We start from the raw sequence: 26,471 nt of genomic DNA, 5'->3' as shown, positions 1-26,471 counted from the left end.
GCTCCCTTGTTAGGGTTTACGGTTCAACACCTGTCAACTCTTCGCCACTTTCCGTCTGGCGCAGTTGCCTCCAGACCTTGTTATTAATCATATCCCTGACCCCAGCCGTCATGGTCAGATTTTTCTTCAATTGCATTACATCCTCTCCAAAACCAAAAGCCAGCCCCATAAGCTGCGATAAATATAAAACCGGAACACGCGCTCCTCCGGCCTTAACGGCCTGAGCCTGATATGCCTCAAGATTCATCTGGCAGAGAGGACAAACGGTAACTATGGCATCAGCATCACTGGCTCCGTTTAAAATTTCCGCCACGGATTGAATTGCCACATCACGATGTCCGACCATAAGAGAAGCACCGCAACACCGATTGCCGTAATCCCACTCATATACGTTTGCACCCAAAGCTTTCAAAACAGGTTCCATTGACGTCGGCTTGCCCGGATCGTCAAAGACGGCATAAGGCCTGAGAATCTGACACCCGTAATACGGAGCAACTTTCATCCCTTTCAGTCCGTCAGTAACCTTCTCTTTTACTAACTTGGCACCCACATCATTCAGAAGGACATCAAGCAGATGGAGGACTTTCACATTGCCGAAATATCTCTGATCAGATGCGGAAAGCACTTCATTCACTTCGCCATGAAGTCCTCTATTCCCTATAACTTCTTTGTTTACCTTAAGCAGATTAAGATAACAGGCACTGCATGGCGCAAGCACATCTATGCCTCCCATTTCTTTTTCCACGATGGCAAGATTTCGAGCCGGCAGGGCATAATTCATAAGTTTACTGACGGGCTCAGCCGCACTCGCCCCGCAACACGTCCAATCTGGTATTTCCTCCAGTACGACGCCCAGACGCTCCATTACAGCCCTGACAGACACATCAAATTCCTGCGCACTCTCCAGAAGAGAACACCCCGGATAATATGCGTACCTCATGACGAAATCTCCATTTCCCTAGCCTTCGCGAACATAGCTTTGAGCCGCCCGCGTTGAGCATTATTTGGTATATGCAACTTCCCCTTGCCCAGCATCTTTACTCCTAACGGAATGAAGGACATCGGCAATGCAGGATCCTTGCGCTTAAGGAAAAATCTATTCATAAGACTGAGTTCCTGTGCCCGGCCACAGGATTCCACATCGTCCATAAACGCTTCGTAAAAAGCGCCGTTCTTCTTGGCTATTCTGTTCCCATCCAGCATAGAAAGACGCTTAAGCGCGCCCATCGCTGAAGTAAGCTTAAGTCCACGTGGACACCTAAGAGTGCACATATAACAGGATGAACAATACCAGAACGCCCGGCTCTCAAGAATTTGGTCCACCATGCCGAACTGAATCATCCGCCACATGCGGCGCGGGGTTACATCCATGGCAAACCCGTTGGGACATGACGCTGTACAAGTTCCGCACTGCATACACGCCGCCACCATGTCTTTCAGCTCGATTAGCGTCGACTGATATTCATCTGTAGCAGGACTCCATGTCTCTCTGATTGCACCACTCATGGTTCACCATCCTTGAGATATCCGTTTATCCGGCTCTATGCCGGTTCTTCCAAAGCCGCATCAATGACGGACATCATCGGCCCGTCGTGGAATCCTTTTAGTACGGTCGCACTATTAGGGCAGACAGCCGCACACGCCCCGCACCCCTGACAAAGCATATCGTCCACTAAAATTTTCCCAGCCTCCATATCCACAACACGGGCGCCATAAGGACAAGCGGCCACGCATGCCTGACAAAGGGAACACAAGGAATGACGGACAAAGGCCACCACTGTTTCCTTGGGTATCTTCTCAGCATTTAGAATACGTAATGCCCTTTGCGCTGCAGCCTTTGCCGAAGCCACCGTTCCCCCCATACGCCGAGGCGAATGGGCAATCCCGCACATATAAATACCCTGCTTAAGGAAATCCACGGGCCGCCACTTGAAGTCGGCTTCTTTATAAAATCCGTTTTCATTTACCCCCACATCGAAAACTTCCAGAAGATCTTCAACATCATTAGGTTCCAACCCACTGGACAATGAAAGAAGATCAGTATGAATCTGGACCTTGCTGCGAAGAATATGATCGAAGAAAGTAATCACTGGCTTGCCATCCTCAAACGCAACTGTTGGCTTATTGTCAGGCTCGTAACGAATGAAAATAGCCCCGGCTTTGCGGGCGCGAGTGTAATAAGTTTCCAAAAATCCCTGAGCCATAATATCCCGATAGAAAACGTAAATAGGCAAATTAGGGTTACGTTCCTTGAGAGTCAGCACGTTCTTAAGCATTTCCGGACAACAAACCCGGCTGCAATATTTGCGGTCTTCACCCTGCGATCTCCAACACTGAATCATAGCAACCCCGGACAACGCACCGGCATCAATAACACCGGTAGCAAGCCGTTCCTCAAAGGTCAGGTGGGTCATCACCGACTTGTGCACACAAAGTCCGCTCTCATAGACCTTTGCCTCATGCCCGCCCGTAGCGAGAATGGACACACCGTGCTCAAGAGGAAAAACTCCTTGAGGACTGGCTATAGCGGACCGGAAGTGCCCTGCGCTTCCTCTTGAAAGGACGACTCTGGAATCCGTGAGAACTTTAATATTAGGGTGTCGTTGCACCTGCCCTATGAGTTCCTCCATAAATTTACGAGGATCTGAGCCGTCAAGCTGAGTATGCAGACGCATAGCCAGGCCCCCAAGTTCCTCCTCGGATTCCACCAGACAGACTCCATATCCATAGTCGGCTATAGACATAGCTGCGGTCATTCCGGCCAGTCCTCCACCCACGACCAAAGCAGATCGAGTAATATCGACCATTACAGGCGCAGATACGGGATCAACTCCTTGCAATCCGGCCACAGCCATGGAAAGCGAAACGTAAATTTCCTTTTCGGACTTGCCTTCTATTTGCGGTCTGAAAGTGGGAGTGTAGATATCAACCACATCCATAAGAGCCGGATTCAGTCCGATAGTCTTTCCCAGCTCTTTGAGCCGAGGGATATAGGCGTAAGGCATACAGGCACCTATAAGTACTCGATTGGGTTTGAATTCATCAATACCCTTCCCTATTTCTGCCCAGCCTTCCGCAGTACAGGCCCGACTGATCGGGACAACCTTATGAACGGAATGAACCTTCGCAAGACGATCGCTTAACGCTTCCATATCAATGGACTGCCCCAAAGTAGGACAGGAAGCGCATACGGCTACAAATGTCCGTGCCGGGTCTCTGGAGACATCTGGATACTCAGGCTCAGGTTCGCTTTCTATACCCGCAAGCACATTATAAACTTTTATAATTCTGGATGCAGCCTGAGCTGCGGCTCCCGCCTGAATTACAGATTCAGAGATATCCTTAGGTTCACCGAAAGCTCCGGCTGCAAACACGCCTACACGACTGGTACGTTCAGGAGCATAAGGCTTCGTCTCAGCAAATCCCCACTGATTAACATCCAAACCGAGAGTCAGAGCAAACTGCTTCATACCGCTCGGAGGGCGAGCTCCGACAGCTAAGACCACCATATCGTAAACCTCTGTCACCATATGTCCCTGCTCTGCCATGTACTCAATTTTCAAAGCCTGATCATCGTCCGTAGGCATAATTGAATGAGGTCTGCTTCGCACAAAACGAACACCTTTTTCATTCTCTGCACGTTCACGATATTGCTGGTAATCCTTTCCCGATGTTCGCATATCCATATAAAAAATAGTGGCGTCTACAGCTCCGTTTGTGGCCTTCTTAGCAAGCACAGACTCTTTAATAGAAAACATACAGCAGATCCCTGAGCAATAATCCGCCCCCTTCTGCACATCACGCGAACCGACACATTGAATCCATGCAATATTTTTGACAGGCTTATTATCTCCGGGTCTTAATAATTGCCCTCCTGTCGGTCCGGTTCCGCTCATAAGACGTTCAAATTCAACTGCTGTAAGCACGCCGGGATGGTCATAGCTCCAGACATCTTCCCCCCCCTCCGGATCCATCTTGGGATTGTAACACTCAAATCCTCCGGCCAAAATAACAGCACCAACTTCCAGTTTCTCTGTAGAGTCGGACATAATGCGCATGTAAAGCTTATCCAGCCAAGGCACGAATGTTTTGGACGCCAAAGACTTAATCAAATATTCACGGGCTCCCTGCATAACGAGATCTGCACCTTGCTCCTCCTGCCCCGCTGTTGCCATAACAACAACCGGCACATCAGCTCTCAGTTCCAGACTACGAGTCAAAATGCGACCAACATCCATATCCTCAAGATTCGTTCCTAAAAGGACCAGACGTATTCTATTATCTGATGTGAGCATCTCCACAGCTTCACTGCCAGTTTCTGAGAAATGAAGTGTAAAATTCTGTTCTTTCAACTTTTCCTTCATGAAATTAGCCACTTCAGCATCACTATCTACAATAAGGATATGAAAATCCTTTCGCTCATCAAATTTGAAATCTATGGCTCCGGTAGGACATGCTTCATAACACTTCCAGCAACGCAGGCAGTTATCGAGATCAAGAACATAATGGTTGGGAATTGCATGAGGAACCGGCAGATACACGGCCGACCGCTCTGACAATCCCGCGTCGAATTCACTGGGAACTTTCACGGGACAGACTTCGGAACACTTACCGCAACTCACACATTTGGTAGGGTCAATCAGAGTCGATTTTCGACAGAGAGAAACTAAAAACTTACCGGGCTCACCATCAATCTCGGTCAACTCGGTAGAAAGCATAATATCAATATTGTCATGAAAAAGCCCCTTGCGCAGACAATACTGACTGGACGAATCTCGCGCCATAAGCGGCAACATTTTACACATGCCGCAATGATCAGAAGGAAACTGGTAATCCAGTTGACTCAAAATCCCGCCATGATTAGGCCGCTTATCAATTAGAGCAACCTTATGACCGGTAACAGCCAGATCCAAAGCGGCCCGGATACCACCTATGCCAGCTCCGACAACCAGCGCTCCATATTGCTTTCTCATTGCGTCCTCCAAAAACTAAAATAATCAGGCTATGTGCGATACCGTTTCCTGAAACTCGTCTTCCTTGAACACTGACAGAGGTGGTGGTTCATCGAGACTTCTACCCGGCTCGTAATTAAAACTTTCCTGAGTACGCGCTGCCACGGTTCTGAACAATTCCATCACCGGAATATCGTTCGGACAGGCATTGGAACATTGTCCGCAACCTATGCAAGCCGTGCTCATATGAGCCATACGTGTCAGATGGTAAAAAACCGTATCCGTAGGCATCTTCAAACTACCCTTGTGTTTAGCCCATTCCATATACTGCCAAGGCTTGTGTTCGAAAACATCGGTATTAAAGACACACGTCTTACAGTAACAGACTGGACAGGCCACACGACAATTATAACAATTAACACAAGATGATAGGTACTCGGACAAATCTTTCAAGTTTCCCGTCGCTGCGCTGGTCCGCTCCAGCATCGCGTCTCTAGTCACAATTCTAGTCTCAATCAGCGATTCGAGAGCTTTTTCCCTGCCATTTGTTGACTCCATATCCGGCAATCCCAGAGCACTAAGCAAAGCTTCACCGCGTGCACTTGAAGCCATAGCTGGAATATATTCATGCAGCTTTGCTCCGGCAATTCCGACGACGATATCTGCTTTTCTCGCATCAGGATGCTCACAGGACTGACAAGCAGACGCTATGTCGACCCCGTTTATAGATGAATTATTGCCATCGCCGATCTGCCCATGAAAACTAAGCGTTGCCTCTACGGGATCTGAATCACCCAGAAATTTTTTGTAGCTCATATTGTCATAGGCCCCCATACAATCCACGCCCACGATAATAACTTTATCGAAGCTCCCCTGATTCAACTTGACCAACTCGACAAAAGCCCTAATTTCACAGGGACGCATGACCGCGGCAATCCGCTCTGTAGATTGCCCACGAGTCAAACGTGACAGGAGTTTGGCACTGTTCATAGGGAATGCCGGAGCTAAAGGGTCAGCACCAGACAATTGATCCGGATTAGTTACCAAAGTAGGCATAGGAATTCCCTTACTGAACAAATGAACCGGCACCATAATTCCACTCAGGGATTCATCGTTCAAAAGCCCTTTCAGGAAACCTTGTAACGCTAGAACAGGATTGTTTTCTTCGACCTGAATTTTCACTGTGGTAGCCATGTTGTATATCCTCCCGGTCCGTAGCGTTACATCACAGCCATGGAACGTGCTTCCATAGGGCCAAGCTCTCTTATTTCATTAATAAAACTGTTCACCGTTGCTGCGAATTCATTCCCTTCGCTAGCACCGATCCATGTCAACTTAACCCGCTCCTTCTCAATGCCGAATTGCGGCAATATCTCATTTAAAAGCTTAATTCTGCGCCTCGCCTTGTAATTGCCGTTGATATAATGGCAATCTCCGGGATGGCATCCACTGATAAGCACTCCATCTGCCCCGGATAAAAGGGCTTTAATGACATACTTGGGGTCCACCATACCAGTACACATCATCCGCACCAATCGCAGGTTAGGCTGCTGCACCATCCTTGAAGTTCCCGCCAGATCAGCGGCCGTGTAAGTGCACCAATTGCAGACAAATGCCAGTAAAGTAGGTTCAAATTCATTACTCATGACTGCCTCCTCAGGCCTGATCTTCCACTTGGGTTTCAATTAAAATATCGGGAATCATACCAAGCAAACCATCTATCTCGTTGAATATCTGATTTTCATTGAAATGCTTAATTTGGGCCGCGCCGCTTGGGCAATACCCGGCACAACTACCGCATCCCTTGCACATGGCCTCATTGATAACCGCAACCTGTCTACGTTCATCGAACTCAATAGCTGAATAAGGACACAATTTAGTGCAAACCTTACATCCGACACAAATATCAGGATTAATCCACGACGTAGTAGGAGAAATGGAAACCTTACCCCTAGCAGCCAGAGCCAGCGCCTGAGCGGCTCCGCCCGAAGCATGAGCCACTGCGTCAGGAATATCCTTAGGCCCCTGACAGGCTCCAGCCAGAAAAACACCATCCGTAGCCGTAGAAACAGGTCCGAGTTTTGGATGCTCTTCCAAGAAGAAACCATCCTGCCCCTGAGCCACTCCGAAAATACGAGCAACCTCAGGCATATCATCCTGCGCCTGCATTGCGGTACAGAGTATGACCATGTCCACGGGCACCCTGACATTCATGCTGAGCAGTGTATCTTCACCGACTACTACCAACTTGCCGTTTTCCTGAACTATCTCTGCGGGCCGACCGCGAATGAAGGTAACCCCTTCCTCCTGAACCCGTTTAAAAAACTCTTCATAACCTTTTCCGAAACAGCGCATATCAATGTAAAAATTATAGACTTTTGTATCATGCCCCACTTTATCTTTAATAAGATGATCGTACTTGAGGGCATACATGCAGCAGGTTCGTGAACAATATTCATGATAGTTTTGATCCCGGCTTCCCACGCAATGGATAATCGCAACACTCTCCGGCGACTGACCATTCTTCATAATAATCTGTCCGCCAGTAGGGCCTACGGCATTATTCAACCGTTCAAACTGAAGAGCCGTATAAACCTCATCATATTTTCCGAACCCGTATTCAGAAATAGGAGTAGGGTCCATGGTTCCATAGCCGGTAGCCAGAACAATGCTACCTACATGGAAAACCTCACGGCTGTCCTTCATGTTGTAATCAATTGCTCCGGTGGGACAAATCGTCTGGCAAAGACCGCATTTGTTCTTGGTGATCATCTTGCAGATATTTCCGTCAATGACCGGAGTGCTTGGCACTGCCTGCGGAGAATTTCTGAAAATAGCCTTCCGCTTACTAAGCCCCTCGTTGAATTCACTGAGCGCAGTGGTGGGACACTTCTCAAGACAGGCTCCGCAACCAGTACAAATATCCTCATTGATAAACCGGGCCTTGCGTTTGACCGTAACCGTGTAATTACCCACAAAACCGGAAACATCCTCAACCTCACTCCATGTCATAAGGTTAATATTGGCTTCCTGAGAAACGGCCACCATCTTAGGTGTCGAGATGCAGGCTGCGCAATCCAGAGTAGGAAAAGTTTTATCAAACTGAGCCATATGTCCGCCTATGGAAGGACTCTTTTCCACAAGATGAACCTTGTGTCCGGACTTAGCGATATCAAGAGAGGCTTGTATTCCCGCAATCCCGCCACCAACGACCATTACATCGGGCAGCACATCTACTTCTCTGGAAAAAAGTTCTTGGTGTCCGCTTACCCGTTCCACCGCAGCCTCTACTATGTGCATAGCTTTAGCTGTGGCTTCGGCAGGATTCGCTGTAATCCACGAACAATGTTCACGGATGCAGGCGTGTTGCATAAGATAGGGATTAAGTCCCGCTCTGGCACATGCCTTTTGAAATGTTTTTTCATGCAACCTAGGCGAACATGAAGCAACCACTACACGGCTCAGTCCATATTCCCGGATGTCATTAATAATCAGATCCTGACCGGGGTCCGAACACATGAACTGATAATCTCTGGAAACAACGACATCCTTAAGCCCCTCTGCATAGCCGGCAACGCTTTTGCAATCGACTCTTCCCTGTATATTAGACCCGCAATGACATACGTACACACCGATCTTTTTGGCCATGATTAGTCCCTCTTTCAGAAGGTCAACGAATGCTTCTGCCGTTATTCAATTCCAATGTCAGCTCACCCACTAGACGCTTAAGCTTTTCATTTTCGATCGCGAGTTCCGCTTTATCCGGAGCCCTTTTCTCTCTTTCAAAAAGAAGATGACAATTCTTCAAAAAATGCTCTCGCCATTTGTAATACTGCCCGGGACGAAGCTCGTGAGAACGACAAAGTTCATTAACACATCTTCCAGTAAGCCCTTCCAACACAATCTTCGCTTTTACCCTGGGATCCCATTTACGCCTCATCTGCGAAAACCTCCTTGTCAGTCTTCCTCTGTCTTCATTTTCAGGGCGATCCAATGGAGAGTTTGAGACTGCCGCCATTCACAATGGCTGTTCCATTCGTAGAGCCTCACCTACGCAACATATTGTCATTTTTTAAATAATTATCTCTCTAAGATTTCGGAGCACACGTCAGACGTGTCACTTACTCTCCTTAACAAGATACATACCGTATTAAATACTTGTATAAATATCTTACGATTAGTTGATTAAATGAGACAGGAAGGAGCTAAAAAAGGAAGAAAACTGAGGTAAAAACGTCTTACAACACAAGACAAGTCTTGTGTTGTAAGACAAAAAACAAAACAAAGGCTGCATTTTCATATTAAAATGTAATTATTTAAACAAAATAGTTCTACAAATACTATTTTAACAGCCTGAGACTTAATCACTAATATTTGTCTTGCTTGACGAAACAACATTAGATTCAAAGAGTTACAATTAAAAATTAATCCATAAATTAAATATAAATACGCAATTGACAAAATCATGCCGAATTATGCTACAGTTTGTATGATAATTCTTATTAGGAGGATTGTATGGCTGACATTCTCATTATTGATACCGACAAAGATTTTGCCGCACATATGGCAAAGGATTTATCACGACATGAGATAGACACCACATATTGTAACTCAATAGCCAAGGCCATAGGGTTGCTGCACACAGGCAATTACAAAGCAGTAATACTAGATGAAGATCTGCCGGAAGGAAAAGTTTTAGATTATATCACAGCCATACGTAAGATTCAGCCATACCCGGAAGTGATTGTCTTATCTCAAAATGGTGACCCAAATACAGCGGAACAAGCCGTACAAAACGGAGCATGGGACTACATTACCAAACCCCCGAGCATACATCGCATTATCGCAATTATAAACCGTGTAAAAGAATACCATACGGAACGACAGGCAAAATGCTCTCCTGTTTCACTACGGAGGGAAGGCATAATAGGAAACAGCCGTACGCTCCAATCTTGCCTTGATAAAGTTGCTCAAGCCTCAACCTCTGATACCAATGTGCTTATCACTGGCAATACCGGAACCGGTAAGGAACTCTTCGCAAAAGCAATTCACAAAAACAGCGCACGGGAAAAGAATCCTTTCGTAGTTGTGGATTGTGCGGCACTGCCGGATACTCTTGCCGAAAACCTGCTGTTCGGCCATGAACGCGGAGCGTATACCAGTGCGGACAGTTCATCAGTCGGGCTCATCAAACAAGCTGACGGAGGAACTCTATTTTTAGATGAAATCGGTGAACTGCCACTCGCCATGCAAAAAGTATTTCTGAGAGTTCTGGAGGGCCGATGCTTTAGGCCTGTAGGCGGAGTAAAGGAGATAACAAGTAATTTCAGGTTGCTGGCGGCAACAAATAGAGATCTGGAAGGTATGGTGTCGTCCAAAGAATTCAGACAAGATCTTTTCTATCGCCTTCGCGGAATTCACATCCAACTACCTCCACTCCAAACCATATCCGAAGACATCAATGATCTCACCTGTCATTTCATCCGCCGCCATTGCCAGCAACTGAAAATAGATAGTAAAGGATTTTCGCCAGATTTTCTTAATGCACTCATGCTTTATGAATGGCCGGGTAACATCAGGGAGCTAATAAACACCATAGAACAAGCCATTTCCAGAGCAGAAACGGAAACAATCCTATACCCTCGGCATTTACCGAGAACCATCCGAGCACATATTGCCAAACGGGAACTTGAAAAAAACGCTCCAAAAGCAGTCAAGAAAGAAAACAAAATCGCAGATGCAGCAAATTATCCAGACCTCAAAACATATCGGAACGAGCAAACAGCAGGAATTGAAAAACGGTATCTAAAAGATCTGATTGAAATAACACAAGGAAATATCAAGCAATCATGTCATATCTCAGGGCTCTCACGCGCAAGGCTCTATGCCCTTATAAAACAGCACGGTATCACCAGAATATCCAGCCGTTAAAGGATATTATCCTTGCCGATATCACTAAAAAAACACCCGCATAAGCAATACGAGCGTTCCCTTTTCATTGTCTACGACCACAAGCAATAGCGAAGGTCCATACGTGCAATATACGGGTTGCACACCGCTCTGAATCATTTTCTGAATCTCCTGCGAGCCTAAGCCTGTTTTCAAAGCGGCTTTGGCAACCTCATCAATGCTATTCTCACCTGTTTTGCCCAGAGTAAGGAGAGACAATCTTGAAATTCTTTTATCTTCATTCAGGTCGTCTAGGAGATCGTAAGAACTGGTACATCTAGTTAAAAAGACTTTTATTCTCTGTCTATAAATGAAAACTTCTCCCCATTGCTACTGGTAGATCCGAGAAATATAAATTAATTATTTCATCCATATCTAAACGGAACAGACAATTTAAATGATAGGAAAAACAGTTTAAGATGGCTATTAAGAAATTCAATTACAATACAAGCGCCATACCACATCAAAACCGCCACCAAATCATAAAAAAAGAGGCTTACACCTAAAAAGATGTAAACCTCTTATTTTACTGAAGACAACGATCATAGTTGAACTGACGACTTACTGATTACGAATAGGTATCAAAAAAACGACCAGCTCTGCCAATGCAAAAACACCCACCACCCCTAAAACAATTAGACAACTTGCAAGCAATTGGACATAATTTATTTATGAACAAGCCAACAATCGATCTTTGTCACTCTGCGTTATCTGAAAAAGTTGTACAGGAATTGTACAAAAGTGAAGGGCAAAAAGAAAAGGGGCTTAGATTTTCATCTAAACCCCTGTACTTGCGAGTGGTAGGCCACGAAGGACTTGAACCTTCAACCAACGGATTAAGAGTCCGGTGCTCTACCAATTGAGCTAGTGACCCGCGTGTGAAAAGTGATTTAGAGTGGATAGCGCAAGTTGTCAATAATATTTTTATGTTTTTTTCTAAAAAAGGCTAATTAATGAGTTTTAAGACCTATTTCGTGATATTTATCAGCATTTTATTTCTGACAGGCGCTACCTGCCCTAGTAAGGCTTACAGTGCTCAAAATCAAAATCCCAATCTGAGCACCAAGTGGAAACTCTACAAACTGAGTACTGAAGACCAAGCCAAAACGGGACTGCAGACTGAAATTTTAGCCGCCCTTATTCTTAAAACCAAGAACGGCTGGTACACATATTCGCATAATCCCGGAAAAATGGGGCAGCCGACGAAACTAAAAGTGACCCTTCTTCCGCGTAAAGCAGAGCTTTCGCCTATTTACCTTGCCGGTAAACTTAAAGACGATCCTTTCAATAAAGGGAGCAAAATAGAAATTTACCCCTCCCCCACCCCAATACTTGTGCCTGTTCCGTCAGAATCAAAATCTTTCACCCTGCAAGCACGGCTTTCTTTGCTTATGTGTTCAAAGACAGCATGCCTGCCATTTAAAACGGATTTAAATTTCTTCGGCATAGGAGTTGTTCCAGAAAAGCTTCCATCTGCCAACGGAGAGCCATGGTGGCCTCTTTTTTTAAAAGCGACTCAGATCGCAAACAAAGGTAAAATTTCTCTTAAAAATATATCTGCCGAACCAGAAACAATACTAAAACCAGCCCCCGTTGCGGACAAAGTTTCAGAAACTACGAAGCTGAAATCCGCTCCTGTACAAACGGATGCAAAAGAAACTTTTTCGTTTGACTCTTTGAAACCGCAATCTTTTACCCCCGGCCTAGAAGTTGCGAACCTGACTACAGCTATTCTTTTCGGTATTCTTGCCGGATTTCTGCTGAATTTTATGCCTTGCGTCCTTCCAGTGATCAGCTTGAAACTTTCAGCTCTGCTGGCGGGTTCACAGCATGTTGAGGAAAGGGAGCGCAAAAAAAGTTTTAGAGAACACAATCTATATTTTGCTCTCGGGATAATGCTCTACTTCGGTGCGCTCAGTGGTATTTTAGGATTCACAGGACTGGCATGGGGACAGATTTTTCAAAAACCGTCTGTTGTCATAGTACTGACCGGAATCGTATTCGCCCTCAGTTTGAGCCTGTTCGGACTATACAATCTCCCGATCGTAGATCTTAAAATAAACACGGAAAATTCAGGACCACGCAGACAAGCTTTATTTACGGGTATACTTGCAACTCTTCTGGCAACCCCGTGCAGTGGACCGTTTCTAGGCGGAGTTCTGGGCTGGGCCATGATTCAACCGCATTATGTAATCGGCAGTGTTTTTATGAGTGTTGGAGCCGGGATGGCTCTTCCATATATTGCAATGGCGATGTTTCCCGGCCTTGTAAAAAAATTCCCGAAACCGGGTGCATGGACAGTCTGGGTAGAGCGTGCGGCAGGTTTCTTCCTCGCTGCAACCTGCATATATCTAATCAGCATTCTACCGGAAGACATGCTTATACCGACGCTGATTTTCTTGTGGTTCACAGGAGTTGCCGCTTGGATGTGGGGACTGTCATCCGGCTGTGACACTAAAACGAGTATGATAGCTTTAAGGGCCGCAGCTCTTACCATATGTATTGCCGCCGGATTCTGGGCCGAAACTCCATCCGTGCCGACTGCTCACTGGATAAGCTTTAAACAGGATGATTTCGCGTCACGAATCGGAAAAGAATCCATGTTTGTAGAGTTCACTGCGGACTGGTGTCCATCTTGTAAAATCCTTGAACAGACAGTGCTTACCTCCGGCAACCTTAATCGTTGGCAGGAAAAATATAATCTGCGTTATATCAAAGTTGATCTGACCGCGCCGGATAAAACAGCGGACGACTTTTTACGTGCTATGGGCAGCAGATCAATCCCGCTTGCGGCTATTTTCCGAAAAGGGGACAACAGCACTTCGCCAACGGTCATCCGTGATCTTTATACCACCGGACAAATGGAAGAAGCGCTAAGCCAGACACTCATCGGCGACTAAGCAATAAGGCATCCATTCACGGACTGTTTTATTATTGCACTCTGCCCCTTTACGAGAGGGTCCGTGTCAGTTAAATACCTTGGCTGAACTAACACGCTTATTATTTCATAATGATAAATAATTAAGGATCAACATGCTAAACTTTCAATTCTTCATCCCGACACGACTCATTTTCGGCCCCGGCAAACTTGCTGAGCTTGGCACTACTCCAAATCTTCCTAAAGGAGATAAAGCCCTTATAATTATAGGTGAATCCGGGGCGATGATCACCAACGGCTATCTTGATAAAGTTCAAGCTGCCCTCGGCAAACAAAATGTTTCTACAATGGTTTTTGATAATATATCTCCCAATCCGAAATCTGATCAAATTGATGAAGCGGCGAAACTTGCCCGTGAAAAAAATATAGATTTTATCGTCGCACTTGGTGGAGGTTCCACTATCGACGCAGCTAAAGCAATTGCCCTGCTGACCACAAATGTCGGTAAATGCTGGGATTTCATTCAGGCCGGTTCAGGCGGAGGCATTGTTGCTGAAAATCCTTCTGCGCCCCTGATTGCCATCCCGACCACAGCAGGAACAGGCACAGAAGCTGACCCGTGGGCAGTTATCAGCAAAAGCGGCGGTACTGAAAAAATCAGCCTCGGCTCAGATTCAACATTCCCGTACATGTCGATCATTGACCCTGAATTGATGCTGTCCGTCCCTCCGCGCACGACTGCATACACTGGCATTGATGCGTTTTTCCACGCTGTTGAAACTTTTGTTTCAACCGAGCATCAGCCCATGAGTGATATGCTGGCACTTGAATCAGTACATCTCATCACCAACTATCTGCCTATGGCGATTGAACAGAGCGACAATATTGAAGCCCGCACTGTAATGGCATGGGCCAGCACAGCGGCCGGAATGTGCGAAACACTTTCACGCTGCATATCTCACCATTCTCTGGAACATGCCTTAAGCGCAATGTATCCCGAACTGCCGCACGGTCTGGGACTTGCTAAACTTTCACTTCCATACTTTAAACGCCTTATCCCCGGCAGCCCTGACCGTTTTGAAGATCTCGCGATGGCAATGGGCTACGACACTTCAGGCTTTGATGAAAATCAGCGCGCGTCAGTTTTTCTGGAAGGATTACGTGTTCTGCTCGAACGCACAGGCTTAGCTCAGGAATCGCTGAAAAATTATGGAGCAAAAGAAGAAGATGTTCCGCAACTTGTTGAAATAGCCATGGCCACAATGGGCAAACTTTTCGACTACACCCCGACTGAAATGGATCAGGATGATCTTGAATGTATTGTCTCGGAAGCTATTGCCGGATAATTGGATAAATTCTGAACAAATAATCGAATCCCCTTGGCAAAAGGTGTTTATTTCGCATAGGCTTTGAGTAATTTAACGTAACCGAAAATATAGTGCAGTATGCCCGTCAAAAATAAAAAAATTATTCAGTGCCCTTTTTGCAACAGTAACCGTCTCTATCTCAGACGCGGATTAGTTTCTGACGCATTCATTTCACTACTGACACCAGTAAAATCATTTACCTGTGGTTCGTGCAGTCGAAGTTTCAGAAAATATAACAACTACTTTACCAGCAAACAGGCTCTTATTCACATTCTGATAATACTTGCTCTCGTCGCTTTTACCCGCCCCAGCCTGATTAATCCCGGAAACTGGTTGATGCAGGAACAAGCCACTCAGCCTGAAAAGTATATTCAGTTGGAACAACAAAGCACTGAAAATTTGCCCGAAGATCAATTCACAAACAACGGAATTGCAGCTACGGCAAATGCGACAGGCGAATTTAACGCAACTCTGGCCTACAAACCAGAAACGTTAGATAACGCCACGGTTCTGGATGTATATAATGGTACGTCAAACAGCACTGTCGATACAATGCAAGTGAGCTTTGACAATTCCGAAGTAAGTTTCAATGCAACAGAACAGAATGCGACTGTACCCAAAATTACAGCCAAAACAGCTTTACAAGGCGGAAGACTTAATTCGATATACTTCAAAAATATCGGAGGGAAAACGCGGATCAACCTTGATATGGGTGGATCTCCGCTCTCCTACACTTCCTTTTTCCTGCGTAACCCGGACAGACTGGTTGTCGACATTCACGGCAGCTGGGAATATTTCGGACCGACCACTTTGAAACCGGAAAATCCGATTTTTTCCAAATTCAGAATCGGAATTTATGAAAATAAATTACGCATGGTAATGGACCTCAAAGGTGACACTCCGGCTCCGACAATTATGAAGACTGACACTGGTCTGAATATTGACGTGAAATAGCAATTAAAGTTTATAGATATAGATCAAAACAAATCCCCTGAAACGGACATTTAGTGCCTGTTTCAGGGGATTATTATTTAGATATAAAAACTTAAATCAGCCGATAAAAATCATATCAAAATTATCACCGGTGATGGATTTTGCTCCGTCTTTTGTGACTTCAAAAGTATTTTCCACGCCGACCATGCCCACTCCCGGAATGCCTATTTTAGGCTCAAGAGCGAAGACCATTCCTTCTTCGATTGGATTCTCAAAACCTTTGGCAATAGGCGGAAATCCATCCACAGTCAGCCCAATTCCATGACCGATAAACGGAACTTTACTTTCACCAAGCCCCATAAAACCTTCTGAATATCCACTTTTTTCAGCTTCGTTAACCAGCATTGCGTAGATATAGCTCGGAAGTGTACCGGGTTTTAAATTATCCGCCGCTAGATCCTGCATATCTTTACAGAAAGCTTGTGCATTCATAATACTACAAGGCACAGATTCTTTTGCACCGGACCAGTAAACTTGTGTTTTATCGGTATGATATCCTTCAAGAACAAACCCGACATCCGCGGCAAGCAAACTTTCTTTCTGCCATTTTTTACATGCGTTACCCATAAACGGAGCTGCCGGATGTTCACCGCGCATTCCCAAAGGACCATTAAACGAACTCGGGTATATACCGGAATCACCGGCAGAAACATGACCCAGAAAGATTTCTTCACCGAATGCCTGCATCCGCATGTTTCCTTGATGGCCCAGTTCAAAAAAGATATTCCAGATAAAGTGCGAAATCTCACGTTCAGTCATTCCGGCCATTAATATCTCGGGCAGAATATCAACAAGCGCGAGGTTATGAAGTTCTCCGGCCTTGCGCATTCTTTTAAGTTCCCATTCCGACTTTACTGCACGGGAAAGAGCCAGCGCTTTATCGCAAGGGACAAATTTAGTATCCGGCATACGGGCGGCAAGCATTTCTCCCAGTTGCCATGTAAGTCCGGCGGTTTCAGCGCCGATAATATCCGATAACGGCTGACATACATTTTTAGCCAGCGGAGCAAGATCTTTAAAAGACTTGAATGGACATATGTTTTTTATTGAACTTTCAAGACGCGCCCTTTCAACAGACTTACGAACGAAAAGAACAGGCTCCCCTTCAACCGGCAGCCACAACGCTCCATTCACAAACGTTCCTGATAAATAAAAAACCTGCAATCGTGAAAAAGCCAGCAATCCCCCTGCTTCGGGAGCTGTTTCAGCTAAAAATCTTCTTGCCTTAGCCCAGCGTATTTCAAGTTCTTCTCTGGGAACGGCTATATTTTGTTCTATGTTGCTCATGTGTTAAAATCTCCTTGCTATTCTTAATTAAATTCCAAATTACTTTGAAAAATATATACTTTTTTAAGCTGAATGAGTAATTTAAATAAAATATTAATCTTAATCAAAATACATAAAAAGAGCTCTTTGCAAGTCATAGTGCTTTACTGTAGCATGCACGAGTTTGTGCACCACGAGGAGAAAAGTAATATGTTATTGCTTGATGAAAAAAAGTTAGCCGCACTTCTGAATGAGGTCAAGGTCATAGCCGTAATAGGTGCTGTCGATAAACCGGGCAGACCCGTTGATATGGTGGGCCGCTATCTGATTGAAACCGGATTTAAAGTTATTCCTGTTCATCCTAAAAGACAGGATGTATGGGGACTTAAAACCTATAAGTCCATTCTTGATATCCCCGAACATGTTGACCTTGTAGATGTTTTCAGAGCACCGGAATTTTGCCCGGACCATGCTGAAGAATGTTTAAAACTGAATACTCTTCCAAAAGTTTTCTGGATGCAGCAAGGCATATTCAGCCCTGAATCCCGGGAAATTCTAAGCGTAAAAGATATTACTGTCATTGAAGACCGATGTATAATGGTTGACCATAAAAGACTCGTAGGCAAAAAATTATGATTAAAGCTTTTGAATGTCAAAGATGCGGCCACTGCTGTCAAGGCGAAGGCGGCATAATAATGACCAAAAAAGATAGAAAAAGACTGGCTGAACATCTCGGCTTGCCAGAAGAAGAAATGGTTTTAAAATACAGCGAGACTGTAAACGGTAAAATCCGTCTCCAAAGCAGAGAAGACGGATACTGCGTATTTTTCAACGAAGGGTGCGGAGTTCACCCCGGCAGACCTGACGTTTGCAGAGCATGGCCTTTTTTCAGAGGAAATCTCGTTGACAAACTGAGCTGGGAGATGGTTCAGGATTACTGTCCGGGTATTAACAACGAAGCCGGACATGAACAATTTGTAATTCAAGGCAAAGAATACATTCGCGCTGAAGGATTGCGTCAGCACGATCCTGAAGTGGGCCCCAACGCACTCATTACCGAAGACGACTAGTTATATGAATTTTCAGGAAGCACGGCGAATATTAAAAATAGATTCAGATGCAAAAATTGCAGATGTGAAAAAGGCATTTCGTAAACTGGCCTTTACCATGCACCCTGACCTTAATCCCAGCCCTGATGCTGCCCGTAAATTCAGAGAAGTGAATGAAGCGTACGTTTTTCTTAGAAACGAAATGCGTAACGATTCTGAAAAACCGACTTCGGCCGGAAAAGCCTCGTATACCAAAAGAAAAGCAACATTCACTTCTCGAGCCGATCAAAAAACAGCATCTCAAGGTGCAAAAGCTTACCAGCAACAACAAAAAACCGCACGAACGGATGCCCAGAACAAGACCCGTTCAGCTTCTGCCCAGCAAAGCAGATCTTTTTATCAAAAAGAGGAAGATGTCCTCAAAGATATTCTTAATGATCCATTTGCAAAACAGGTATTCGAAGATATTTACCGCCAGATAAGCAAAGATAAACCTTATACGACTCCCGGCTCGGCTAAAGAGCGTAAAATAAACATGAACTGGGGTGATAAATCCGTATCAGTTGATGTTTCGCGTGGAATTTTCGGAGGAATTAAGTCGTGGGTGAGCGGACAGATGGACGATGAACAAACCGTCTTCTTTCCCGCATCAACACTTATCCCCGGTCGAAACATTCGCATAACCATCCAGCAAGGTTTCAAAAAAAGTTCAAAAATTCTCGATATTACACTACCGCGAGATTTTATCATCGGCAGACCGATACGTCTTAAAGGCCAAGGCAGAAAGCTCGGCCCGCTGAAAGGTGACCTTTATTTACGAATTCTTGCTAAATAGAATTTTAGAAAAATATATTCTATTCATCTTTTTTCTTGTTTTCCTCCGCTTTTTTTACTAGCCCCTAAGATAAGGAAGAACCGTTTTATCCCTTTTAGGATGTTTTCACGCTCAGCTTTATTGACTGTGACTTTCAAGCGGACCAAAAGATACATAAAAAAATAAGGGAGTTCAACTCATGCTGGCCATTCTTGACTACAAGGCTGGGAATCAAACCAGTGTTCAGCGCGCTCTGAACAAATTAGACATTCCAAACGTAATCACATCTGATCCGGACGTGCTATCCAAAGCAACCGGCATAATTTTTCCAGGCGTCGGTGCTGCGGGTCAGGCTATGGACGAACTTACTGCCGGCGGTCTTGACGCACTATTAAAAGACTTAGTTTCGAAAAAAAAGCCTCTGCTCGGCATTTGCGTAGGTTGTCAGATTCTACTGGACTACAGCGAAGAAAACGACACCAAAGCTCTTTCAGTTATCCCCGGAGAATGCAGACTCTTCAATCCTTCATGGGTGGATTACGAAGGAGTTCCTATCCGCGTGCCTCATATGGGCTGGAACCAAGTTGAGCTGAAACAGGACTGTATTCTTTTTAAAGATATTGATCCTGAAGCATACTTTTATTTTGTCCACAGCTATTATCCAGCTCCCGAAGAAAAATTTATTATCGGCGAAACAATTTATGGCCGCCCTTTCTGTTCCCTTCACGGACGCGAAGGACTCTGGGCCGTTCAGTTCCACCCGGAAAAAAGCGGTAACCCCGGCCTAAAAATGCTTTCCAATTTCTACGAATACTGCAAGGAGGCTTCCGATGCTTAGCAAACGAGTCATACCCTGTCTGGACGTGCGCAACGGAATCCTTACTAAGGGCGTTAAATTTAAAGACAACGTTGATATCGGTGACCCTGTTGCAACAGCAAAGATGTATTACGAACAAGGTGCTGATGAAATCGTATTTTACGACATCACCGCCTCGTCTGAAGGACGTGGAATATTTCTGGATGTTGTAGAACGTGTTGCTTCTGAAATATTCATCCCCTTCTCAGTCGGCGGAGGAATCAACTCTGTCGAAGATATGCGCGCAGTACTTATGGCCGGTGCAGAAAAAGTATCCGTAAACTCCGGCGCTGTTAAAAATCCCGACATTATCAGTCAGGGCGCGGCAGCTTTCGGATCGCAATGCATTGTTTTAGGAATGGACGTTAAAAGAGTACCTAAAACTGAACAGATCCCTTCAGGTTTTGAAATCGTCATCAACGGCGGACGTAAATTCATGGGCATCGATGCTCTCGACTGGGCCAAAACCTGTGAAGCTCTCGGAGCCGGTGAAATCTGCCTCAACTCAATTGACGCAGACGGAACAAAAGACGGATACGACCTTGAACTTACCAAACTGATAGCTGAAAGCGTAACCGTTCCTGTCATCGCATCAGGCGGAGCAGGACACCCTCAGCACATGGTTGATGCTGTGACAGAAGGCCGCGCATCCGCAGCCCTTATAGCCTCCATCGTTCATTACGGTGAATATACTCTGCCTCAGTTGAAAGAGCACATGGCTTCAAAAGGGGTTAAAACCCGCTCCACTTGGTAGCAGATTTACAACTGATATTTGTTAATTCAAAAGGCCCTCAAAATTAATTTTGAGGGCCTTTTTTAAAATCTTTCGCCTTCGGCTGGACCAACGGGGATAATCCCCTTTGGAATCCCTATTAATAAGCAAATTTTATTTTTGTAAAACCATTTCTTTTACCATTTTTAAATATGGCTCAATTCCGCATGGAATTTTTTCAGGCCATTCAAATGGAATTTCATCGTGCTCTTCTAATGCCGTCACAATCATCTCTTTAATCTTCATAAAATCTGACGGATCATCAAAAACTCTATCGGACGGCAGAAAGTAACTGCTTCCATTATCGCGGGAACTTAAAACAGGCAGACCACAAGCCAGAGCTTCAAGCACCGAATTTGAACACGCATCATAGTATGAAGGAAGGACAAAAATATCTGAACTTCCGTAAAAAGCAGGCATATCTGTGACCTTACCCAAGAACCGGACACGCTTCGCGACACCGAGTTTTTCTGCCAGAGCCTGATATTTTGCAGGGTTACGGCCCCCGGCTATATGCAAATAATAATTATCCGGCAATTCTGCCAAGACCTTAATCAGGCTTGAAACACCCTTTAAGGCAAAATTAGTAGTGGCGGTTGATATTACGACATCATTATCAGTTAAAGAAAATTCAGCGCGACTCTTAATTCTATCATCTTCGGTTGGTTTGAAGAAAAGAGACAAGTCCGGCTTGTTGTAAACCACATCTATTTCGCGCTCACTCATGGCAGGATGCGATTCAATCATCCATTCCTTAACGCGGTGTGAAACACAGACCATGCGGCAACCTGAACGAACCTGACGCTTCTCAATATATTTAATAAGTATATTTACGAGAGCGGTACGCCTGCGAAACATCTTAAATAAACGAGCGAATCCCGCAGGCCATGCCCGGCGTGAAAGTTTCCAGAATGATTCAAGAGGACCGCCGCCAACGCGCAATATATCCTGATTGAGCGATTTACCTAGGCTTATGCAAAGATCATATTTTCCATCCCTACGCACCTTTTCGGCTGCAAGGATAAACCACAACAACTTTCCGGCACGGCACAAACCATATCGCCCTACACCAATAACCGTTACACCCTGCGGAGGTTTTTCCTCAGCCCGGGAACAGATAAAATCGACACTGTATCCTTGCTCAGCCAAAGTCTTACTGAGATTATATCCAAAGCGCTCTACTCCACCGTATCGGCTGAAACGCGGCAGCATTATTGCAATTTTAATCATATTTTTAACTTATAACCTTACGGAATATAACAAGTAAACATAAAAACGTTAATATCATGCTCAATCAGCAATAAAACTGTAACCTTGCGGGCTGTCGTTTTAATTGATACCTGCCAACTGAAGCGATACGTACAAACTACCGCGCGAAGATGTTAGTCGGAAACAGCTCATTTGCCAAGATAAACGGTCAATCAGGAGAAATACGTGTTTTTCGCAACACAGCCTTTAGATATGAAATTATTTATTTTTGCCAACCAGATTTTTAGAAAAAGCTGGCTGGATCAAATAATGCCGCTGATTTCATCCGCAGCTCTTTTATGGGTGATTATTCTCGCTGCTACAGCATACGGCATTTATAAAAAAGGGCCGAAAATTCTAATTGTAATGTTGGTCATCATTGCCTCTATGGGAGTCGCCGATTTCTCCACAGGGCTGATAAAAAAAACCATCGGCAGAGTCCGCCCTGTAAATTCACTCCCTCTGACCTATTTTAGAGAAGACGGACAGTGGCAACGCAGACCACTTGATTTTAAACCGCTCAAAGAAAAAGGCAACTCCTACCCCTCAGCACATGCCGCCAATTCTATGGCATTTGCGCTGATGTGTATGTTCTTTTTCCGTAAGCTGAGACCTTGGATGATCTTGCTGCCGCTGGCTGTGGGCTATTCACGTTTATATCTGGGAAAACACTTCCCGACCGATGTGTTAGCCGGATGGGTTGTCGGAATATGTGTCGCAATTTCAGTCTGGCTGATCTGGAATAATTTTATCAAAAATAAAATTCCCGACAAATTAAGACTCTAATTTTAAATTAAAAAAAATGAATATAAAAAAATAAACCCCGTCAGATAAAATCGACGGGGTTTATTTTTATTCAACCATAGCTTCGGCCTGATTACGGTATTTTTTATAAAGTTTAAAACCTAATAAAGTTGAAACAATAAACAAAATTACCGCCATAACCATTTGAGTGGTCGAAGAAACATTCACTCCGCTACCAAAAAGTGCGAAAACTATATTCTGCGGCAGATAACCAATTGTGGAACCGAGAATAAAGGGAATCGCGGGAATGCCGGTTACTCCGGCAAGGAGGTTTGTAATAACATTGCTCCCCAGCGGGAAAAAGCGAATTGTCAGAGCCATATTAAACGGACTGCGACTTAAAAAATCATCCACTTTTTGAATGCGGGCTCCAAATTTATTTTGAATAAATGAGCGGGCCACAAGTCGTGCATAAATAAATGCACAGGCGCACCCAAGCCCTGTTCCGATGGTCCCGAGCAAGGCTCCAAGCGCAAATCCGTAGGCGTATCCACCCATAAAACAAATTAACTGACGCGGAAATCCAATGGCAGAAAAGAACGCGGCTATGCCGACATATAAAATTACACCTGTCATTCCGCGCGAGCTGACATGCTCATCAATCCACTTAGTATCCAGCGCTTCAGAAAGCCCGGCATATCTGACTAAATAAACAGCTAAAGCAAGCACACCGAGCATTGCAAGCCCTTTAATAAGGGCTTTGGCTTTTACTTTTGAATCACTTCGAGGAGATGTCATAAATTATCTTTTTCGCCGCTGCGCTCTTTAACAGAATAAGAAAATTGGCGACTTTGCAACCAACGCACACCTAAAAGATCATATCCTCCGGCCATGGCACGATCCAAAGTTCCATACTTGGATTCACCTTGATGACGTGGACGATGATTCACTTTAATTTCAGAAACACTCGCGCCCTGCATCTTCATAAGTGTAGGCAGAAAACGGTGCATTCCGTTAAAACGGGGAATTGTACGGACCATTTCAGTACGCATAATTTTTAAGGAACATCCGGTATCTTTAACCGATTCCTTGGTCAGTTTATTTCTTATAGCGTTAGCAATTTTAGAGCCGACTCTTTTAATCCACACATCCTTGCGCTTCATACGCCAGCCTATAACCATGTCATATCCTTCGTTATAAAGGGCTAACATAGCCGGAAGATCTGCGGGATCATTTTGAAGGTCAGCGTCCATTGTAGCGACGCGCGGTGCAAGAGCTTCATCAAAACCTGCACAAAATGCAGCTGACTGCCCTCTGTTTTCTTCAAATGAAATATATCTGGCAGCTTGATAGGTTTTTGAAATTTCATTCAAAACAGAGAGACTTGCGTCTTTACTGCCGTCATCCACAAACACAACTTCATATGGAATATTAAGCGGCTCTAGGGCCGAATCAATTTCCTGCATTAGTTTTCGTAAGTTATCCTGTTCGTTATAAACGGGGATTACGAGGGAGATGTCATAGTTTTTTGTCATATCGAAAGATGAGATAAGAAAATTTAATAATTTTGTAAATAGCTGTTGACAATGAAAGGGTCCAACTGTAGACATGCTCTCAGTGACGCGGGGTGGAGCAGTTTGGTAGCTCGTCGGGCTCATAACCCGAAGGTCGTAGGTTCAAATCCTGCCCCCGCAACCACATAGATTTTTTAAATAACCCATTTTTTTAAATGGGTTATTTTTTTGCCTAATGAAAAAAAGACCTGACTCTGACAGACAAATTATTATACTTCTTTCTGATAAAAGCTGCACACCACAAAATTTGAACTCATCATAAATGTGAGATAAGCACCACCTTGCCCCAGTCGATCAATTTTTTTCGAAAAAGGGAGATAAGAATGAACGGCTTTATGAATGGAGTCCGAGCCAATATACCTCTTACACCCAGCGTTATTGCATACAGCTCTGTACTTGGCGTTCTAGCTGCACAAAAATCCATTGCCTGGACCTATATAATGGCACTTAATGTTTTCATGTTTGCCGGATCTGCCCAATTCGTAATGGTGGATATGTGGGCTGACCCGCTACCCGTAACGGAAATGGCTATCGCAGCAACAATTGTAAACATGCGCTACATACTCATCGCAGCCTCACTTAAAGACTTATTTGCCGGACAAGGATTGCTGCGCCGAATGAGCATCATGCATTTTGTGGCCGACGAAAACTGGGCCATGACCATGGTTGCTGCGCGCAAAGGCCAAGCTGATATTTTCCACCTTCTCGGAGGCGGAATGTTTCTGATGCTGGTCTGGAGCTGTGGAACCATGGCGGGCATGTCTCTGGGAGGAATTATACCCGACCCGCAAGTGCTTGCTCTGGACTTCGCCTTCACCGCAGTATTCACAGCTCTGGCTGTTTCCTTATGGCAAGGCAGACAGGATGTGCTCCCGTGGATGGTCGCCATAACAGCCTCAGTTCTCACCGAACACTTCGTGCCCGGCAAATGGTACATACTGGTGGGCGGCGTATCAGGAGCAGCATGTGCTGCTTTCACAGCACCACAAAGGGAGAAAGCTTGATCTCTTTAACCTCTGAAAACGCTTTTCTCGCAATTGGACTCGCCTCGCTGGCAACATATTTAATGCGTGCCGGAGGATTGCTTCTTGCCGGATACTTACCCACCGGAGGACGCATAGGAAGAGCCTTAACCGCCCTCCCCGGAACTATACTCATATCTCTTGCTGCTCCCGGTTTTTTTTCAGAAGGAATTGTGGGGTTTACGGGCGGTTTGATAACCATTGCAGTCGCATTCAAAACCAAAAATGTATTTATTGCTATGCTGGCAGGAATGCTTGTTGTCGCCATAGGCAGACATATGGTATAAGAAATCATTTGAGACCGTCATTCTTTTAGTTGACACCTTATACCTGAGCATGTAGTTCCCTTTTCACAGTGACGCGGGGTGGAGCAGTTTGGTAGCTCGTCGGGCTCATAACCCGAAGGTCGTAGGTTCAAATCCTGCCCCCGCAACCACATAGATTCTGAGATGAACCTGATCGCTTGACGGGTTCTTTTTTTTTCGGGGTTAAATCCATATTTAAAATGGATGATATTTTTTAAGACCCTGATAATATTCGAAATAATTTGCAAATGTCAAAATTTCAGTTGACAGCAAATACCAGAATGTGTAGAAACATTCTCAGTGACGCGGGGTGGAGCAGTTTGGTAGCTCGTCGGGCTCATAACCCGAAGGTCGTAGGTTCAAATCCTGCCCCCGCAACCATATAGTTTAATACAAAAGGCTTAATCGAAAGATTAAGCCTTTTTTTTGTTATAGTGACCAGCCATTATCTCTATCTACAAAACAAACATACAACCTCTTGCTAGCCTTACGTTAGTTTTATAACCACCAATAATTTAAGATTTTTTTACTTTAATATGATCTGCTGTCTTTAATGCATAATTCTGATATCTTTCTTCTCCGGTATGCAGCGTATAATGACTCATTTATACTCCTCTAACTTTGCTGTTGGGGAGAAGCTCAAAGTTTGTTTCAGTTACACTTGCGATTTGAATTCAAGATA

At 44.8% G+C, this 26,471-nt stretch carries 24 protein-coding genes and 4 tRNA genes; 15 read left to right on the top strand and 13 right to left on the bottom strand.

The features are described 5' to 3' along the window. Positions 1–16: 16 nt before the first annotated feature. Genes BLT41_RS10300 through BLT41_RS10270 form a run of 7 tightly spaced genes read right to left on the bottom strand, consistent with a single transcriptional unit; the run spans position 17 to position 8,892 of the window. Positions 17–940, bottom strand: coding sequence for a CoB--CoM heterodisulfide reductase iron-sulfur subunit B family protein (locus BLT41_RS10300; protein ID WP_092160842.1), 924 nt, complete (start codon positions 938–940; stop codon positions 17–19). Then, complete coding sequence (locus BLT41_RS10295; RefSeq protein ID WP_092160840.1) at positions 937–1,506, bottom strand: 4Fe-4S dicluster domain-containing protein; 570 nt, start codon at positions 1,504–1,506, stop codon at positions 937–939. Before BLT41_RS10295 ends, BLT41_RS10300 begins: the two co-directional genes overlap by 4 nt. Positions 1,507–1,541: 35 nt before the next feature. Further along, positions 1,542–4,973: an FAD-dependent oxidoreductase gene (locus BLT41_RS10290; protein ID WP_092160838.1), complete on the bottom strand. Its 3,432-nt coding sequence runs from the start codon at positions 4,971–4,973 to the stop codon at positions 1,542–1,544. Positions 4,974–4,997: 24 nt separating this feature from the next. Further along, complete coding sequence (locus BLT41_RS10285; RefSeq protein ID WP_092160836.1) at positions 4,998–6,146, bottom strand: Coenzyme F420 hydrogenase/dehydrogenase, beta subunit C-terminal domain; 1,149 nt, start codon at positions 6,144–6,146, stop codon at positions 4,998–5,000. A 26-nt stretch (positions 6,147–6,172) separates the two neighbouring features. Continuing rightward, complete coding sequence (locus tag BLT41_RS10280; RefSeq protein ID WP_092160834.1) at positions 6,173–6,598, bottom strand: hydrogenase iron-sulfur subunit; 426 nt, start codon at positions 6,596–6,598, stop codon at positions 6,173–6,175. A 10-nt stretch (positions 6,599–6,608) separates the two neighbouring features. Next, complete coding sequence (locus BLT41_RS10275; RefSeq protein ID WP_092160832.1) at positions 6,609–8,600, bottom strand: CoB--CoM heterodisulfide reductase iron-sulfur subunit A family protein; 1,992 nt, start codon at positions 8,598–8,600, stop codon at positions 6,609–6,611. A 22-nt stretch (positions 8,601–8,622) separates the two neighbouring features. After that, on the bottom strand, positions 8,623–8,892 hold the full coding sequence (locus BLT41_RS10270; protein WP_092160830.1) for a transposase: 270 nt from the start codon (positions 8,890–8,892) through the stop codon (positions 8,623–8,625). 575 nt (positions 8,893–9,467) lie between these two features. Between BLT41_RS10270 and BLT41_RS10265 the strand changes: the two genes are divergently transcribed. Further along, positions 9,468–10,883 (top strand): sigma-54-dependent transcriptional regulator, encoded by a 1,416-nt coding sequence (locus tag BLT41_RS10265; RefSeq protein ID WP_092160823.1) that lies wholly within the window; start codon positions 9,468–9,470, stop codon positions 10,881–10,883. A gap of 24 nt (positions 10,884–10,907) precedes the next feature. Here BLT41_RS10265 and BLT41_RS10260 read toward each other — a convergent pair whose 3' ends face one another. Beyond that, entirely contained in the window at positions 10,908–11,120 is a 213-nt protein-coding gene (locus tag BLT41_RS10260) for a hypothetical protein (protein WP_092160821.1), read from the bottom strand. Positions 11,121–11,699: 579 nt separating this feature from the next. Then, positions 11,700–11,775, bottom strand: a tRNA-Lys gene (locus BLT41_RS10255). A 79-nt stretch (positions 11,776–11,854) separates the two neighbouring features. Between BLT41_RS10255 and BLT41_RS10250 the strand changes: the two genes are divergently transcribed. The 3 genes from BLT41_RS10250 (at position 11,855) to BLT41_RS10240 (ending at position 16,100) form a co-directional block, all read left to right on the top strand. Next, positions 11,855–13,801, top strand: coding sequence for a protein-disulfide reductase DsbD family protein (locus BLT41_RS10250; RefSeq protein WP_092160819.1), 1,947 nt, complete (start codon positions 11,855–11,857; stop codon positions 13,799–13,801). A 133-nt stretch (positions 13,802–13,934) separates the two neighbouring features. Then, entirely contained in the window at positions 13,935–15,125 is a 1,191-nt protein-coding gene (locus BLT41_RS10245) for an iron-containing alcohol dehydrogenase (RefSeq protein ID WP_092160818.1), read from the top strand. A gap of 99 nt (positions 15,126–15,224) precedes the next feature. Further along, a complete protein-coding gene (locus BLT41_RS10240) occupies positions 15,225–16,100 on the top strand; it encodes an AMIN domain-containing protein (RefSeq protein ID WP_092160817.1) in 876 nt (291 codons plus the stop codon). Between the two features lie 96 nt (positions 16,101–16,196). Here BLT41_RS10240 and BLT41_RS10235 read toward each other — a convergent pair whose 3' ends face one another. After that, positions 16,197–17,426 (bottom strand): M24 family metallopeptidase, encoded by a 1,230-nt coding sequence (locus BLT41_RS10235; protein ID WP_092160816.1) that lies wholly within the window; start codon positions 17,424–17,426, stop codon positions 16,197–16,199. A gap of 189 nt (positions 17,427–17,615) precedes the next feature. Between BLT41_RS10235 and BLT41_RS10230 the strand changes: the two genes are divergently transcribed. The 5 genes from BLT41_RS10230 to hisF all read left to right on the top strand — a co-directional run bounded on the left by BLT41_RS10230 (position 17,616) and on the right by hisF (position 20,878). After that, the gene (locus BLT41_RS10230; protein WP_092160814.1) at positions 17,616–18,041 is read left to right on the top strand and encodes a CoA-binding protein; all 426 of its coding nucleotides are present in this window, start codon (positions 17,616–17,618) and stop codon (positions 18,039–18,041) included. Next, positions 18,038–18,475: a YkgJ family cysteine cluster protein gene (locus BLT41_RS10225; RefSeq protein WP_092160813.1), complete on the top strand. Its 438-nt coding sequence runs from the start codon at positions 18,038–18,040 to the stop codon at positions 18,473–18,475. Before BLT41_RS10230 ends, BLT41_RS10225 begins: the two co-directional genes overlap by 4 nt. Positions 18,476–18,479: 4 nt before the next feature. Then, complete coding sequence (locus BLT41_RS10220; RefSeq protein ID WP_092160812.1) at positions 18,480–19,289, top strand: J domain-containing protein; 810 nt, start codon at positions 18,480–18,482, stop codon at positions 19,287–19,289. Positions 19,290–19,467: 178 nt separating this feature from the next. After that, positions 19,468–20,106: an imidazole glycerol phosphate synthase subunit HisH gene (gene hisH, locus BLT41_RS10215; protein WP_092160811.1), complete on the top strand. Its 639-nt coding sequence runs from the start codon at positions 19,468–19,470 to the stop codon at positions 20,104–20,106. Continuing rightward, positions 20,099–20,878, top strand: a complete 780-nt coding sequence (hisF, locus tag BLT41_RS10210; RefSeq protein WP_092160810.1) for an imidazole glycerol phosphate synthase subunit HisF — start codon at positions 20,099–20,101, stop codon at positions 20,876–20,878. The genes hisH and hisF overlap by 8 nt, the downstream gene beginning before the upstream one ends. Positions 20,879–21,010: 132 nt before the next feature. Here hisF and BLT41_RS10205 read toward each other — a convergent pair whose 3' ends face one another. After that, on the bottom strand, positions 21,011–22,126 hold the full coding sequence (locus BLT41_RS10205) for a glycosyltransferase family 4 protein (RefSeq protein WP_092160809.1): 1,116 nt from the start codon (positions 22,124–22,126) through the stop codon (positions 21,011–21,013). A 204-nt stretch (positions 22,127–22,330) separates the two neighbouring features. Between BLT41_RS10205 and BLT41_RS10200 the strand changes: the two genes are divergently transcribed. Continuing rightward, complete coding sequence (locus tag BLT41_RS10200; protein WP_092160808.1) at positions 22,331–22,930, top strand: phosphatase PAP2 family protein; 600 nt, start codon at positions 22,331–22,333, stop codon at positions 22,928–22,930. 66 nt (positions 22,931–22,996) lie between these two features. Here BLT41_RS10200 and BLT41_RS10195 read toward each other — a convergent pair whose 3' ends face one another. Beyond that, positions 22,997–23,686 carry a TVP38/TMEM64 family protein gene (locus BLT41_RS10195; protein WP_092160807.1) on the bottom strand — a complete coding sequence of 230 codons (690 nt, stop codon included), beginning with the start codon at positions 23,684–23,686 and terminating at the stop codon, positions 22,997–22,999. Beyond that, the gene (locus BLT41_RS10190) at positions 23,683–24,423 is read right to left on the bottom strand and encodes a glycosyltransferase family 2 protein (RefSeq protein ID WP_092161615.1); all 741 of its coding nucleotides are present in this window, start codon (positions 24,421–24,423) and stop codon (positions 23,683–23,685) included. The genes BLT41_RS10195 and BLT41_RS10190 overlap by 4 nt, the downstream gene beginning before the upstream one ends. An 86-nt stretch (positions 24,424–24,509) precedes the next feature. Here BLT41_RS10190 and BLT41_RS10185 point away from each other — a divergent pair. The 5 genes from BLT41_RS10185 to BLT41_RS10165 all read left to right on the top strand — a co-directional run bounded on the left by BLT41_RS10185 (position 24,510) and on the right by BLT41_RS10165 (position 26,170). Next, a tRNA-Met gene (locus BLT41_RS10185) sits at positions 24,510–24,586 on the top strand. Between the two features lie 199 nt (positions 24,587–24,785). Continuing rightward, a complete protein-coding gene (locus tag BLT41_RS10180) occupies positions 24,786–25,466 on the top strand; it encodes an AzlC family ABC transporter permease (RefSeq protein ID WP_092160806.1) in 681 nt (226 codons plus the stop codon). After that, on the top strand, positions 25,463–25,771 hold the full coding sequence (locus tag BLT41_RS10175) for an AzlD family protein (RefSeq protein WP_170830359.1): 309 nt from the start codon (positions 25,463–25,465) through the stop codon (positions 25,769–25,771). The genes BLT41_RS10180 and BLT41_RS10175 overlap by 4 nt, the downstream gene beginning before the upstream one ends. 72 nt (positions 25,772–25,843) lie before the next feature. Beyond that, positions 25,844–25,920, top strand: a tRNA-Met gene (locus tag BLT41_RS10170). Between the two features lie 173 nt (positions 25,921–26,093). Further along, positions 26,094–26,170, top strand: a tRNA-Met gene (locus BLT41_RS10165). Positions 26,171–26,471: the final 301 nt, after the last annotated feature.

This window comes from Maridesulfovibrio ferrireducens (genome assembly GCF_900101105.1).
GTDB lineage: Bacteria > Desulfobacterota > Desulfovibrionia > Desulfovibrionales > Desulfovibrionaceae > Maridesulfovibrio > Maridesulfovibrio ferrireducens.
Note: the sequence above shows the minus strand (reverse complement) of the source record. Positions and strands in the feature narration are given on the sequence as shown.